This is a genomic window from Campylobacter australis (genome assembly GCF_050586305.1).
Classification (GTDB): Bacteria; Campylobacterota; Campylobacteria; order Campylobacterales; family Campylobacteraceae; genus Campylobacter_A.
The window spans coordinates 22,967-38,074 of the sequence record NZ_JAXUAA010000004.1; the positions used below are offsets into that span (position 1 = coordinate 22,967).

The window sequence follows — 15,108 nt, forward strand, 5'->3', positions numbered from 1 at the left end:
CAAAAAATTATAAGATTAATTTTTATATCTTAGAAATTTTTAATATTTTTCTCAAAGGAGTTTTAATGAAACTAGGTAAACTTAGTTTGGTTGCTGCGCTAACTCTTGGCAGTTTAGGCGTTGCAAATGCGGCGGATACGCTTGCTGAAGCGTTTACAAAAGGTAAGCTAACTGGTACAGTTCAAGCTCACTATACTGATTATACGGATGAGAGAAGTCCGTATTATAACGAAAATTTGTTAGGCTTTGGTTTGGAGCTTGGCTATGTAACTGATCCACTTTATGGATTTAGAGTTGGTTTAACTGGTCAGGGCTGGGGAAGTTTAGATTCTGATGACAATGCAAAAGTTATGTCAAACAAAGAGTGGTACGCAAATGGTTTTGTGCTTAGCGAAGCGTATCTTGGCTATACTCTCGGTAAGACTGATATAAAAGCTGGTCGCCAGTATGTAGGCAGTCCAGTTGTCGCTGGAAATCCAACAAGAGCGTTTAAAGAGGCTTTTGAGGGCGTTAGTATCACAAATAAAGATATACCAAATACTGAGCTTTTTGCTGGTTGGTTTTATAAATTTCAAGGCAGAAGTAAAGTTGCAACTGGCTCAAACGATACTGGCGCACCGCTATTTAGAGATAGGGTAATACTTGGTGGTCTTGGACCAGTGGCATTTGAGTTTGATGACATCTTTACAGCGGCAGTTGCAAACAAGTCTATCGAAGGACTAAAGCTTACAGCTGCTTATGGCTTGGTAACAGATGTTGATCCGACAAAGGGTATGTTGCCAGCAAAGGATTTTGCTAATCATGGAAAAAGCGATGTAAATTTAATCTTTGCAGAGGCTAGCTATACTGTGCCTGTATCAAATTTCAAGCTTGGGTTTGATGTAAATTATAAGGGCTCAAGAGTTGATGGCTGGATGGATAAGGCAAATTTAGATGGCGATATGCTAGGTCTTCGCGTAAGACTTGCAGATCTTTATGGATTTAGCGCATCTTATGCCTATACAAGAATGGGCAATGACGACTTAGTTTTTGGTGCAGGAAATGGGGCAGTATCTTATACTATGCTACCTATTTTTGGACCATATCAATGGACTGGCTATGCTAACATGGACACGCACAAAGTTCAGCTTGGCTACAACTTCGGTGCGGTTGGCGCAAAAGGGCTAAGCTTGGATCTGCACCTTATGAAGGGCAAGCAAGGCACTCAGTCAAAAGCTACATATTTAACAAAAGCTAACGAAAAAATGGACATCAAGGGCTACTCAGTCCAGCTAGGTTATAACGCAAGCGAGTTTGTTAAAGGTCTAAGCACAAATGTAACTTACACATCTGCAACCAGAGAGAACTACTCTGCAACAGGCGCTAAGACAGAAAAAGATACACAAGAGTTATGGGTAAAAGTAGCTTACAAATTTAGCCTACTTAACTAAATCCACTGAGAGACTTCGGTCTCTCTTTTTTTTACTGCAAAATTTATCCATAAAAATTTAAAATTTATCGATGTTTGTGAAAATTTACTGAAGGGTAGGAATTTAAAAAGGAGAGCCAAAAGCTCCCCTTATGAAGTTATTTTTGAGCTGCCATCTTGCGACGCATATAGGCTATGCGGCTTTGAAGCGGTAGGTGTTTAGGGCAGTTATCCTCGCACGCTAACAAACTCATACAGCCAAACACGCCATCATCATCGCCGATAAGCTCATAAAAGTCTTCGTCAGTGCGCTTATCAAGTGCGTCGATTTTAAATCTAGCCACACGATTAAGCCCCACAGCGCCGATAAAATCAGGTCGCATAATAGCCGTTCCGCATGCAGCCACGCAAATTCCACACTCAATGCAGCGATCAAGCTCAAAGACTTCTTGTGCCACTTCTGGCTCAACTTTTTCCTCTAGTTTTGATATCTCAGGCTCATGATCTGTGTGTATCCAGCTTTCTACACGCTTACTCATGGCATTCATCCAGTTTCCAGTATCAACACTTAAATCTTTAAGTAGCTTAAATACAGGAAGTGGCATAAGCTCGATAACACCACTATCATAATCCTTCGTAAGCGTTCTACACGCCAACTTTGGCGTGCCATTTACGAGCATTCCACAGCTACCGCAAATCCCTGCGCGACAAACAAAGTCAAAGCTTAGATCTGGATCAAATTTCTCTCTTATCATATTTAATGCGATAAAAAGCGACATCCCTGGTGTTTCTTCAAGCTCATAAGTGGCAAAATGTGGCTTTGAAATTTTACTAAGCGGATTGTATTTAAACGCTCTAATTGTTATTTTTCTACTCATATCCTATACCTGCTCTTTCGTTTGGTGCTTTGTATTTTTCTTGAAGCTCGTAAGGCATAAGGGCATTTTGGATCTCATATCTGCCTTTACCTTCGGCTTCCATTTTTGCACGAATTTCATCAACTTGTGCTTGGCGAACAGCACTATCTGGGTGCTCTATGATATTTCCTTTTGCACCATATCCACGAAATGCTGGTGGAATTTCCATCTTCATTATATCAAGTGGCTCATAAGTGATAGTAGGCATAGTATCGCCATCTTTCCAGCTTGTAAGCGTTCTGTTTAGCCAGTTTAAATCATCGCGTTTTGTATAATCCTCGCGGTAATGTGCCCCACGACTCTCTGTCCTATCAAGCGCACCTTTTGCGATACAAAGTGCTAGTTTTAGCATTTTTGGAACGCGGTAAGCTTCTTCAAGCTCTGGATTGCCAAATAGTGTTTTGTTTGTGATCTTAACATCAAGCGAGTGTTTATATAGCTCTTCAAGCTCTCTAACAGCAGTTGCAAGACCTTCACCGGTCCTAAATATCGCAACATGCTCCCACATAATATCTTTCATCTTATTTTTTATCTCAAAGACATTAAATTTGCCATCTTTATTTACTAGCTCGCTCATATAATCAAGCTCTTTATCGACAAATTTTTTGATACTATCAGTTTTTATCTCAACCTCGTGAGTAGCACAATACTCAGCAAAATAATCCCCTACAATCATGCCCGCAACAACGGTTTCAGAAACAGAGTTTCCGCCAAGACGGTTAAATCCATGCATATCCCAGCACGCTGCTTCGCCAGCACTGAAAAGTCCAGCAAGTGTCGGGCTTTCGCCATTTGGTTTTGTCTTTATGCCGCCCATTGAATAGTGTTGCATAGGAAGTATCGGTGCCCATCCTTTTGGACCTTCATCTGCTGGATCGATACCGTTAAAAATTTGACAAATTTCTTGAACATCGCGTAGGTTTTTTTCTATATGCTCTCTGCCAAGGATCGAAATATCAAGCCAAACATGCTCACCATAAGGGCTTTTTACTCCTTTACCATTTCTTATATGCTCCATTATACGACGACTTACGACATCGCGACTTGCAAGCTCTTTTTTCTCAGGCTCATAATCAGGCATAAAGCGATAACCATCTACATCGCGAAGTATTCCGCCATCCCCACGACATCCCTCTGTTAGTAAAATTCCGCTTGGAACGATAGGCGTTGGGTGAAACTGCACTGCTTCCATATTGCCAAGCTGAGCTATACCAGTTTCAAGCGCGATCGCTGCACCGATACCCTCACAAACAACAGCATTTGTAGTGTGCTTATACACCCTACCATATCCGCCAGTGGCTATTAGCGTTCCCTTTGATACATAGGCTGTTATCTCGCCATTTACTAAATCACGCACGATAGCACCATAACAGCGGTTATTTTCATGAATAAGTGCAATAGCCTCTTTGCGGTCGTGAATTTCAACATTATGCTTTAACGCCTCGTTTGCCACAGCAAAAAGCATAGTGTGTCCAGTAGCGTCAGCTGTATAGCAAGTTCTCCACTTTTTAGTACCACCAAAGTCACGCGAGTGGATAAGTCCATGAACCTCTTCTTTTTCAACAATGGTTGTTTTTTGTGCATTTATGATAGCACTTCTCTCGCCTTTTGTTATACGCGTCCAAGGCACTCCCCAAGCTGCAAGCTCGCGGATAGCTTTTGGTGCAGTTTGGCAAAACATTCTAGCAACTTCTTGATCGCAACCCCAGTCGCTACCTTTTACAGTATCTGCAAAATGCACATCTTCATTATCGCCCTCACTCATCTTTGAGTTACCCAAAGAGGCTTGCATGCCGCCTTGTGCGGCTGCTGAGTGGCTTCTTTTTACTGGTATCAGACTTAAAACGATAGTGCTTAGACCCTTTTCGCCAGCAGCAACTGCCGCCCTAAGCCCAGCAAGACCGCCTCCAATAACCAATGCATCACAATATTTTACATTCATCTTTTAGCTCCTATCCATCAATGACTAAGGCCGATCCAGACGAAATCAGCTATTAATGCGATTACAGCTAGCGTCCCAAATACGGCAAAAATTATAAATTTTGCTTTTTTTCTCTTCTCAAACATCTCATGCTTGCTTATGCCATCAATACTTATCCATTTTACATACAAACGATACATACCTATGCCTGCATGAACTACCATAAATACAAGTAACGCAAGGTAAAAAATTTCAAGTGTAGCAAAATTTTCAGCCGAGCTATCAGCCGTAATATGTCCACCAAAAACTATATCCACAAGGTGAGCGCTTGCACTGAAAAATAGTGCAAAACCAGTTAAAAACTGAAACCACCAAAGTGTTGTATCGGCGTGCTTTATGCGATCTTTATGACCTTTAAACATCTTGTATTGTCTATAGTTTGCAGGGAATTTTCTCATCGCCAAAAATGCATGCGTGATGAAAATAACAAATATAACAGCAGCTATGACATTAGTGATCCACCATGTAGCTTCGCCAAATAAAAATTTTGCCTCAGCAAAACCGACAACGGCGTTAAATGCGTCCTTGCCAAGTAATATAGTTGAAGTAAAAACCATATGGCACAAGATAAAACAGGCTAAAATCAAACCCGTGATACTTTGCCATCTGTCCCAAAGTGCAGGCAGGCGACTCTTTTTCGTGTCGACCCTCTTGCCTAAAAAGCCTTCTATAAGCTCACTCATGAGCCCTCCTTAGTTGATTTGTTTAGATGAAACTTATTTATATATTAAGTTAAAAATCTAAATTTGTAAAGTAATTTTACATCAGATATACTTTAATAATAATTAAATACGCTTTTTTAATGCAATATAAACAAAAGTCCCCATTAAGAACATCAAAATAGATAAAATTTGCCCCATAGAAAGGTTAAAAAATATAAATCCAAGCCCAAAGTCAGGCTCTCTGTAAAACTCGCATACAAAGCGAGCTAGCGTATAAAGCATCGCATAAAGACAGATAAGCTCGCCATCAAATTTTTTAAATTTTCGGTAAAAAAACAGTACCAAAAATACCACAGCTCCTTCAAGTATCGCTTCATAAAGCTGGCTTGGATGTCTCATAACGCCAAGCACTTTTATCCCCCAAGGCACATCTGTAACGCGACCAAAAAGCTCTTGGTTTAAGAAATTTCCAATACGACCAAAAAAGTATCCTAATGGGATAGCAAGAGCGCAAAGATCAAGCAACTGCCATAAATTTACACCCTCTTTTTGGGTTGAAATTTTAGCTTTTTTGGTAGTTGTTTTTGCTTCGTTTTTGGTAGTTGTTGTAGCTAAAATTTCTGAATTTATAGCATTGTGATTTGTGATTTGTGATTTGCTTTGGTCTGTAATTTTATTTTGTAAGTTTGCTTCGTTTTTGGCTGGATACTTTTTGCAAAATAAAATAGTCGCCACTAAAAATCCAACAACCGCACCATGGTAGCTCATACCGCGAATTCCTACAAATTCGCCGTTAGTAAATGGGTTAAAAATTTGCCACGGCTGGGTTAAATACCACATCGCTTCGCCTGAATACACAAGCACCCAGCCAAGCCTAGCACCTAGTATAACGCCCGCTTCGACCCAAAAAAAGTAGTTATCTAAAAGCTTATCGCTGATAGCATAGCTATCGCGTTTTGCAAAAAATTTTGCCATAGCCAACGCGATTAGCAACGCTAAAACATACATTATGCCATACCAATGCATGTTAAATCCGCCCACGCTAAACGCGACGGGATCAAAGTGGTTGTAGATGTTGTTCCAAATTTCCATTTATCTGCCTTAAATTTTTATGGGATTTTACAGATAAATGGCTTAAATTTATAAATGTCGCTCTAAAATTTGTGCGTATGCACCTTGCAGGTTTGCCAGTCTTTGCTCGCGTTTTGAAATTTCACTCTCTAAATTTTTAAACTCGGCGACGATTTTTTGTTGGGTTTGAAGCGGTGGGAGTGGGATTTTTATATTTTTTACCATTGGCACGGTTAATTGTGGTATATTTGCGCCGTTTCCATTAATATGTTTTTCCTTTAAGGCATAATATAAATAGTTAATTGAAATTGTAGGTTTTGGTGTTATAACTATTAATCTAACAATTGGAAAAAATGGTTCATTCCTTAAACTTACATAACCTATTGTCCCACGAGCCGATATTGTTATGCTAGGCTTTTGAACTCTTGCTTGATTGGTCCAGCCATACAAACCATCATCTTTTTCGGCATTGGCATAGATTGCAACATTGCAAATTTCTGTTTTTTGCTCTGAAAAAACTTGCGGTTTATCTCCACCGGCAAAAATTTCATTACAAATCTCACTTATTAGTATTAGCTCGTACCCCCCCCCCCTCATTTGTCTCAAAACTTATGCCAAACTTAGCAAAAATTTCACTCATTTTGGTTTTTAACTCATCGATTTCCATTCGGATTGTCTTAAATTCATTATCAACTTTTTCGCATTCGGCTACGATTTTAGTGGCAGCTTTTTGATCAAATGGAATTTTGATATTTTTTAAATTTGTAGAATTTAAGCCACCTTGTGCTGCACCTGTGATATTTTGCTTTAAAATTTGCTGACCTAACGGAGAATATAAAAAGTAAAAAACATATTTTTGTATATTTAAATCAGTTGTTCGAAGTATAAAAATATGTTCGTTAATCATTGCTTTTTTGTTATTTAATTCATCTCTTAAAAGTGCAATTTTACCAGTTAAAGCTCCGTCTTTGCATAGTAAAATATCATTTTGTTTTAATCTGCCTTTTGGATTTGCTTCGTAATATTCAACGCTTACAAATTTTGAATTTACTAGATTTATTACGCCATTTGTATTGTGTATATGTTCGCCACCAAGACTTAATGCACCATCATTTAAATTTCCAACACCACCAACTGGACGTGAGCCAGTCTCGATAGTTTTTATTAAAGTTTCAAGCTTCACAAGCGGAAATTTACTAACTATCTCCACCTTGCTTTTGGTACTTAAATTTATCACTTTGTCAAAACTGGCATTTTCAAAATCTATCAAATTTATTAAGCTAGTTTTTGAGATAGTGTAGGAATTTGGGTTGTTTGAGTCTAGGCTTTTTAGTAGCGCGTTTGATAAATTATTATTAAAAAAACTTTTTATAGCATAGCAAATTTTACTCTTGTCATCTTTGTTTTGCGGATTGTAAAGTGGTGTTTGGATAAATTTTACAGAGTTTATGTTGCGCAGAGCTTCCTTTTCTTTTTTCTCATCGTCGCTGTCATCTTTATTTTCTTTAAATTCGCCTTCATCTGCTACATTTGTGATGTATTTTATGCCTTCATCACCTTTGCGATTGCTCCAATCATAGCCTAAGAATTTAACTATCTCATCTTTGTTGGTTTTTGATTTTCCTCCGCTTGTGTCTTGTTTTTTGTCCTCTGGGCTTTTTATGAGTAAAAGCTCATTGTTTTGTGTGAATATGTAAAATTTTAGCTTTTGTAACTCTATGATTTTACATTTTTTTATAAATTGCTCTTGGTAAAAGTCTTGCTCTAAGCTGCCAAATTCATCACTTGCTAAAAATTCGTTAAATTTTTCCTTTTCCTTTGTTTTGCTTAGATTTTTGCTAAAAAATGATGAATTTTCAAAAAGTTGCTCTTGCTTTGTTTTTGTCATTGGCTCTTTTTTAAATTCTTTACTTTTTGAGCTTGTGTTTTCAAATTCTGCTTTGTAGTTTGCAAATGTTTGTGTTTTTGCTAGTTCTTGGCTTAGGTTTTCATCTTTTAAGAATTTAACAAAATCTTTATAATCGTAATTTTTAAATTCGCAATATTTGTGAATAATAGCATGGTTTTCAAATTCGTTTGATGTTTGAAATTTGTCATCTAAAAAGCAACTAATTAAGTCATTAGCGTTTTTCTCGCGTTTTTTAGCAAATATGATGACGGTTTGTGTGCCTGTTGAACCAAATGTGCGTGAGTTTAGTCCGACGATACTTAAAATATCGAAATTTTGTAGTAAAATTTCCCTTGTTTTTTCATAAATTCCGCCTTTATTTAGTATTGAGCTTGGCAGGACAAGGGCGAAATAACCGCCATTTTTTAGTAGCTGTGCGGTTCGCTCGATAAAAAAGCACTCAATGGCGTTGTTTTTATCAAAACTTGTTTCATCTACACTGCTTAAAAGTGTAAAATTTTTTCTATCTTGTTGCAAAAGCGTTTCTAAAAAACCTTTTACAGAGTAGGGTGGATTTGAGATGATTAGATCAAAAGTGTCGTTTTTAAAGTATTTTGCATAGTCTTTTGTGTTATCACACGTGCTTAAAGCATCTTGAAATACGATCTTAGCCTCATTTTTGTTGTCATAAAAGACGGTGGCGATTTTAGCGACCATAGATAAGTTTTTATTTTTCTCAATGCCATAAATTTTGCAATTTTCATTATGCTGGATAAATTCCGTTAAAAAGTGTCCAGCTCCACAAGCGTAGTCTAAAATTTTTGAACCAGCGTTAAATTCTGGAAGTGAGTTTATAATAAAATTTGTGATAGGCGTTGGCGTGAAGAATCTACCTTCTGTTTGATGAATTGAGCGGTTTAAAAAGCCTTCAAAAAGATCTCCTAGAAATTGATTGTTTTCACTTTTGGTTATGTAAATATCTTGGATAAGACTTGCAATGTGAAGTAGGACTTTGAAATTTAGGTCAAATTCTTGCTTGTTCTCAACCTCAATGAAGTTAAATTTCTTGATATTATAAAATTTTTGTTCTTTAAAAAGTCTGTCTATTTCATCGTGTAATTCTCCTTTGTAGCGTTGCTTGGTGTTGAAAATTTCATCTATTTTGCCTTTGCTTATATTTACGACATCAACTTCAAAAAGCTCTTTTTTGCCTTGTGCATAAAGCTCTAATAATCGGTCGCAGTAATCAAGAGGATTATCGTATCCAAAACCTTTCCAGTAAAATTTTAACTCATCACTTTTGCCATTTTGCATATTTTTTTCATCAATTATCTTACATAAAAATAGATCGACTAATATATAAAATGTATTTTCGTAGTTTCCTATGGCGTTGTTTCGTAAAATAGTTGCAAATTCGTTGTAAATCGCGCGAATATTTGAGTATGGGACTTTGTTTAGATCATTTAGCGTATATTTTTCTTTACCGATTTTATATGCTGCGATGTCAGACTCAAAAAGACCTCTTGTATTCATCGCCATTTGATAGCTTTCATTCCAAACTTTAAAATACTCGCTTTTGTTTTTAGCGTCTTTAAAATATGGCTTTTTATCTTTGTCTTGTTTAATGTTTGCGTTTTGTGTTTTTAGATACTCTTCGTTATCTTTAAGCGTGATAAGGTGGCAGTTGTAAATGATCTCGTCGTGGTCAAAGTCAGCCGCATAAAGGCAGACATACTCAAAACTTCCAAGTGAAGGTAGATACGAAAATAGCTGTCCTCCGTCTTTTTGCATATTGTTCCATTCTTTGCTAAATTCGCTTCCGTAAGTTTTATTTTCTATTAATACAAGCCGTTCATAGTTTTCGTTATATACCATTATATCGCCGTATGACGGCTTATTGACGTGCCCTACTTCTACTGCTGGTTCAATGATAATGTGCTGTGGCTTATAGCCTTTTGCAAGAAGATTATCCATACAAATAAGGCAGACAAAATTTTCTTTTGCATTGAAATTTGTTGTTGTATTTCTGTGAATAATTATGCCGTTGCTTGGCTTTGTTAAGCTTGGGAATTCTTTTTCTTTAAAGCTATTGTCTATCGGAGAGTATATAATTTTTGAGTTTTTAAAATCAACTTCTATAAAGATTTTATCACTATCTTGATAATGTTTTTTAAATTTTGTTTCATTTGAATTTGGCTTGAAATTCAGTTTTTTCAATACATCTTTTAAATTTTCTTTTGTTATCATGACTATGCCTTAAAATTTTTGATAATTTTATAATAAATTTGCTAAAAATTGCGATTAAAACAAGCCTTTGCACTAAGTGGCAATGTAAGAAAACTAAAATTTTCTTGCTCAAAAATGTGAGCGAAGTCATAAAATTTCATAAGCTCGGCTTGGTTAAATTTAGCCTGCCATACTGCGCCGTTTTCGTTAAATTCGCGTGTAAATTCGCTTAAATTTTGGCTAGTAAAATAATGCTCAAAACGGCTCATAAGCGAAAAAGGCGTAAAAAACACACACTCATCTTTTATCTCAAATTTTATTAAATTTGCTTCATTTATAGCTAGATTTACAGCACCACCATAAGCCCTTACAAGACCACCAGTGCCAAGCTTTATACCCCCAAAATATCGCACTATAAAAACGCCAACATTTATAAGCTCCGCCCCACGCAAAGCAGCAAGGCTTGGCTGTCCACTTGTGCCTTTTGGTTCGCCATCATCGCTTTGGTTTTCAACGATTTGAGAATATTTATTAAGCTCTCTATAAGCCCAAACTATATGAACAGCTTTTGGATGCTCGCTCTTTAAGTATTCGTGAAGTGCTTTAAAATCGCTAATCGGACATAAAAATGCCAAAAAATTTGACTTTTTTATCTCGGTTTGAATTTTATAAATTTTATCTATCGTTTTCAAAAAAATACCTTAAATTTTCTGCAATTGTAGCAAATTTTTAGAAAAGACAATGTATAATTAAGTTTTAATCGAAAATTTAAGGAGAAAAAATGGACAAAAAACTAAAAGTAATGGTCATACAAGGTCCAAATATAAATATGCTAGGCACAAGGGAAGTTCAAATTTATGGTGCCATGAGCATGGAAGATATTCATAAGCAAATGAAGCTAGTGGCTGATCAAAACGATGTTGAGATCGAGTTTTTTCAGAGTAACTTTGAGGGTGAGATAGTTGATAAAATTCAAGAGTGCCTAGGCGATGCAGACGGTATTATCATTAACCCAGCTGCTTACACACATACATCCATTGCTATCCGTGACGCATTAACAGCTGTTGCTTTGCCAAGCATTGAAGTGCATATTAGCAACATTCATCGCCGCGAAGAGTTTCGTCAAAAAAGCCTTATAGCCCCTGTGGTTCAGGGTCAAATAGTTGGTTTTGGACCATTTGGATACCATCTTGCGATGATTTCTATGTTGCAAAATTTTGAGCAGATAAAAGCATACAAAGCTGCGCAGGCGCAAGGACAAAATGACTAATTATATCCTAAGGGACGAAAATGCACTCTATTTTGAGTGCGGATATAGTTGTGATAATGCGATATTTTTGTCTGTAAATGGTAAGAAATTTTTCTTAACTGATGCACGATATGCTTTAGAGGCAAAAGAGTGCGTTTATGCTGATGTGAGCGTGATAGAGTTATCTCGCTCACTTGTGGCTGAGACCAGGCTTTTACTTAGAAAGCTAAAGCCAAAAAGCCTAGTTTATGACCCTTGTGATTTTAGCGTGGCAACATTTGATATGCTAAGTCAAAAGCTTGGTATAAATTTTAAGCCAAAAGCAAATTTTTTGCAACTAAAACGAATCATAAAAAACCCTGAAGAGATTAAAATTTTAAAGCAGGCAAGCGATTTTGGAGCTGCTTGTTTTGATGAATTTGCTGATTTTGTCAGACAAAAGGGCGAAGGTATGAGTGAACAAGAGTTGCATTATAATGCAGAGCTCATTTTTAGACAAAAAAATAGGCTAGGACTTAGCTTTAGCCCTATCGTAGCCATAAACGAAAATGCAGCAAAGGCTCATGCGTTACCTAGTGAAAAGAGGCTAAAAAAGGGAGATTTGTTGCTTTTGGATGCTGGCGTAAGATATAAAAACTATTGCTCAGATAGAACAAGAACGGCTTGTTTTAATGAGAGTTTTAACTTTTTAAAAGAACAAAATTTTACAAGTTCTTGCCAACAAGAAATTTATAAAGTCGTTTTAAATGCACAAAAAGCAGCACTTGAGGCTATAAAACCTGGCATAATGGCATTTGAAGTAGACAAAGCTGCAAGAGATGTGATAAAAAAAGCTGGCTATGAAAAAGAGTTTATCCACTCAACTGGTCATGGTGTAGGCATAGATATACACGAACTTCCAGTTGTAAACTCAAAGAGTAAGACTATCTTGAAAGAAGGTATGGTTTTTAGTGTTGAGCCAGGTATCTACATCCCAAATGAGTTTGGGGTGCGTATAGAGGATGTTGTTGTTGTAAGGGAAAATGGAGCTGAAATTTTATGAAGCTAGTTGGGGCAAGAAGGCTTATAAGAAGTAAGCTTTGTCCTAGTTTTTTTGGTTTTAAAAATGAGTTTAAAAACTTAGCCATCATAGGACTTGGCGGTAATATAGGAGATAGTGCGGCTAGGTTTGATAAATTTTTAAGGATGTTTAAAAAAGATAGGCGTATTTGGCTTGTTGAAAGCTCGCCGATACTTATAAATGCAGCGTTTGGATACGAAGAGCAAGATGATTTTAGCAATGCTGTTATAAGCTTACAAACTAGCATGGGTGCTAGCAAGCTTTTAAGAGTATTGCAGTATTATGAGATAAAGTTTAAGCGTGAGCGTAGTTTTAAAAACGCTCCTAGAACGCTTGATCTTGATATTTTGTATATGGATAAAAAGGTGCGAAGGAGCAAGCGACTTTGTGTTCCGCATAGCGGAGCAAGCAAGCGACTTAGCGTGATAGTTCCGATGGGGCTTTTAAGGAGTATTGGCTGATGGCAACAAAGATGTATGCATTTACTGGCGAGAGCGCTATGGAAGCGCTTAAAAAAGCGCGTGAGCAGTGTGGAGAGCGAGCTACACTTGTAACGACAAAGCAAATTCAGGCAAGAAGCATAAATAAAAAGCCGATATTTGAAATTTTAGTTAGTGTTGATGAGCCTGATGAAGCACCAAAGCCTGCTCCAAACCCAAAAATACGCGAATATGAGACATATTCAAAGCCAAAGCAGAAAAAATTTAACATTACAGAAGCACCAGCAAAAAATCAAAAAGATGAAAATGAAGATGTGCTTTTAAATTTCTCAAAAGCTGCGAAGCAGATGAGTGAAATTTCAACCACACCAGTTGTTGCTGAGCCAAAAATAAGCGATCAAGCAGCAGGGGTAAATCGCAAGATAGATGATGTAGCAAAGCAGGTAAATGCCCTAAATGACAAGCTTAGCCTTATAACAGATATGATGTGGGACGAAAGGTCAAGTAGCCGTAACAACCTAGCCATACCGCCTGAGTTTGCAAGTATCTATAAAGCAGCAGCTGCTAGTGGTATGAAAAGTGAACACCTTGAAGCTATTATGACAACGACTATGCAAAATTTACCAGCAGCTATGAAAGCAAATCCAAGTGCGGTAAAGCGATATTTTTACTCACTTTTGCGAAATATGCTGCCTTGTAGAAAAGAACAAGATGGCAGAAAACAACGCATTATGATGCTCGTGGGTCCTACTGGTGTTGGCAAGACGACTACACTTGCAAAACTTGCTGCACGCTTTGCATATAGTGGTGAAAAGCGCTATAAAGTAGGTATTATAACGCTTGATACTTATCGTATAGGTGCGGTTGAGCAACTCTTTCAATACGCAAAGATGATGAAGCTGCCTATACTTGATGTTATAGAGGTCGATGAGTTTAAAAATGCGATAAAAACATTAAGTCACTGCGACATCATACTTGTTGATACGACGGGAAATTCACAATACGATAAAGAAAAACTAAATAGACTTGATGGCTTTTTGCGTAATAGCGGAGCGCAGATAGATGTAAATTTAGTCCTTTCGGCTGGCTCAAAAGTTGAAGATCTGATAGAAATTTATAATGGATTTAGTTTTCTTGATATAGACACTCTAATCATAACAAAATTTGATGAAACCAAAATTTTTGGCAATGTCTTTTCTTTGATCTATGAGACTAATACTCCAGTTAGCTACTTTTGCATAGGACAAGAAGTGCCTGATGACTTGGTTGAGGCAAAGAGTGAATTTTTAGTAGAGTGTGTGCTTGATGGCTATAAAAGGGGCGAGCGATGATAACACAAGCTAGCAAACTTAAAAATTTAGTCACAAATACTCATGGGCAAAAGCATACCCATTTTATCGCTATTACGAGTGGAAAAGGTGGCGTTGGCAAAAGTACGATAAGCGCAAATTTGGCAAATCTACTAGCAAAAGATGGCTATAAGGTTGCGCTTCTTGATGCAGACATCGGGCTTGCGAATTTAGATGTTATATTAAATGTAAAAATGGGCAAAAATCTACTTCATGTCTTAAAAGGTGAGTGTGCATTAAAGGACATTTTGATAGAAGTTAGTCAGAATTTAACGCTTATACCTGGTGAAAGTGGCGATGAGATACTAAAGTTTAATAATCAATTTTTATATGAGCGTTTTTTGCAAGAGGCTAGTACACTTGATGAGCTTGACTTTATGATAATAGACACAGGTGCTGGTATAGGTGGCAGTACACAGATGTTTTTAGAGGCTGCTGATGAGGTTGTAGTGGTTACCGTACCAGATCCAGCCAGTATAACCGATGCTTACGCGGTCATAAAGATAGTTTCTAGATTTAAACAAAATCCTCTAATGCTTTTTAATATGGTAAAAAATGGTGCAGAGGCGACTAGAATTTTTGAGAATATCAAGCGTGTTGCCGCTGCAAATATTGGGGGTGGGCTAAGTCTTGAAATGATAGGCTATTTAAGCGCAACGACGGCTATTCAAAAAAGCATAAAACAAAGAACTTTATTTACAAATGACGCGCCATACAGCACTCAAACAAACGAGCTTAGAGAGATTGCCTCTAGTTTGCTGTATAGATTGGAACGAAAAGTGCTTACAAATAATCACAATGGCAGTTTTACTGGATTTTTCAAGCGATTGATTGAGAATTTTTAGGTAATTGGAGAA

13 protein-coding genes are annotated in these 15,108 nt (G+C 37.1%); 6 read left to right on the forward strand and 7 right to left on the reverse strand.

All coding sequences use genetic code 11. The features are described from left to right. Positions 1-65: 65 nt before the first annotated feature. Positions 66-1,430, forward strand: a complete 1,365-nt coding sequence (locus tag U5B17_RS06355; RefSeq protein WP_430804515.1) for an OprD family outer membrane porin — start codon at positions 66-68, stop codon at positions 1,428-1,430. Positions 1,431-1,566: 136 nt separating this feature from the next. Here U5B17_RS06355 and U5B17_RS06360 read toward each other — a convergent pair whose 3' ends face one another. From U5B17_RS06360 to U5B17_RS06390, 7 genes are all read right to left on the reverse strand, one after another. Next, a complete protein-coding gene (locus U5B17_RS06360) occupies positions 1,567-2,286 on the reverse strand; it encodes a fumarate reductase iron-sulfur subunit (RefSeq protein ID WP_430804516.1) in 720 nt (239 codons plus the stop codon). Continuing rightward, positions 2,279-4,267 carry a fumarate reductase flavoprotein subunit gene (locus U5B17_RS06365; RefSeq protein ID WP_230057034.1) on the reverse strand — a complete coding sequence of 663 codons (1,989 nt, stop codon included), beginning with the start codon at positions 4,265-4,267 and terminating at the stop codon, positions 2,279-2,281. Before U5B17_RS06365 ends, U5B17_RS06360 begins: the two co-directional genes overlap by 8 nt. Positions 4,268-4,284: 17 nt before the next feature. Further along, the gene (locus U5B17_RS06370) at positions 4,285-4,989 is read right to left on the reverse strand and encodes a fumarate reductase cytochrome b subunit (protein WP_430804517.1); all 705 of its coding nucleotides are present in this window, start codon (positions 4,987-4,989) and stop codon (positions 4,285-4,287) included. Positions 4,990-5,091: 102 nt separating this feature from the next. Continuing rightward, positions 5,092-6,060 (reverse strand): prolipoprotein diacylglyceryl transferase, encoded by a 969-nt coding sequence (gene lgt / locus U5B17_RS06375; protein ID WP_430804518.1) that lies wholly within the window; start codon positions 6,058-6,060, stop codon positions 5,092-5,094. 48 nt (positions 6,061-6,108) lie between these two features. Beyond that, on the reverse strand, positions 6,109-6,636 hold the full coding sequence (locus tag U5B17_RS06380) for a restriction endonuclease subunit S (RefSeq protein WP_430804647.1): 528 nt from the start codon (positions 6,634-6,636) through the stop codon (positions 6,109-6,111). Continuing rightward, positions 6,599-10,174, reverse strand: a complete 3,576-nt coding sequence (locus tag U5B17_RS06385) for an N-6 DNA methylase (RefSeq protein WP_430804519.1) — start codon at positions 10,172-10,174, stop codon at positions 6,599-6,601. The genes U5B17_RS06380 and U5B17_RS06385 overlap by 38 nt, the downstream gene beginning before the upstream one ends. Before the next feature lie 41 nt (positions 10,175-10,215). After that, on the reverse strand, positions 10,216-10,845 hold the full coding sequence (locus U5B17_RS06390; RefSeq protein ID WP_430804520.1) for an IMPACT family protein: 630 nt from the start codon (positions 10,843-10,845) through the stop codon (positions 10,216-10,218). A gap of 89 nt (positions 10,846-10,934) precedes the next feature. Between U5B17_RS06390 and aroQ the strand changes: the two genes are divergently transcribed. The 5 genes from aroQ to U5B17_RS06415 are packed head-to-tail and all read left to right on the forward strand — an operon-like array spanning position 10,935 to position 15,096. Continuing rightward, positions 10,935-11,423: a type II 3-dehydroquinate dehydratase gene (aroQ, locus tag U5B17_RS06395; protein ID WP_230057038.1), complete on the forward strand. Its 489-nt coding sequence runs from the start codon at positions 10,935-10,937 to the stop codon at positions 11,421-11,423. Beyond that, the gene (locus U5B17_RS06400) at positions 11,416-12,444 is read left to right on the forward strand and encodes a M24 family metallopeptidase (protein WP_430804521.1); all 1,029 of its coding nucleotides are present in this window, start codon (positions 11,416-11,418) and stop codon (positions 12,442-12,444) included. Before aroQ ends, U5B17_RS06400 begins: the two co-directional genes overlap by 8 nt. Continuing rightward, on the forward strand, positions 12,441-12,923 hold the full coding sequence (gene folK / locus U5B17_RS06405; protein ID WP_430804522.1) for a 2-amino-4-hydroxy-6-hydroxymethyldihydropteridine diphosphokinase: 483 nt from the start codon (positions 12,441-12,443) through the stop codon (positions 12,921-12,923). The genes U5B17_RS06400 and folK overlap by 4 nt, the downstream gene beginning before the upstream one ends. After that, positions 12,923-14,233, forward strand: coding sequence for a flagellar biosynthesis GTPase FlhF (gene flhF, locus U5B17_RS06410; RefSeq protein ID WP_430804523.1), 1,311 nt, complete (start codon positions 12,923-12,925; stop codon positions 14,231-14,233). The genes folK and flhF overlap by 1 nt, the downstream gene beginning before the upstream one ends. Next, the gene (locus U5B17_RS06415) at positions 14,230-15,096 is read left to right on the forward strand and encodes a P-loop NTPase (protein ID WP_430804524.1); all 867 of its coding nucleotides are present in this window, start codon (positions 14,230-14,232) and stop codon (positions 15,094-15,096) included. Before flhF ends, U5B17_RS06415 begins: the two co-directional genes overlap by 4 nt. The last annotated feature ends 12 nt before the right edge of the window (positions 15,097-15,108 follow it).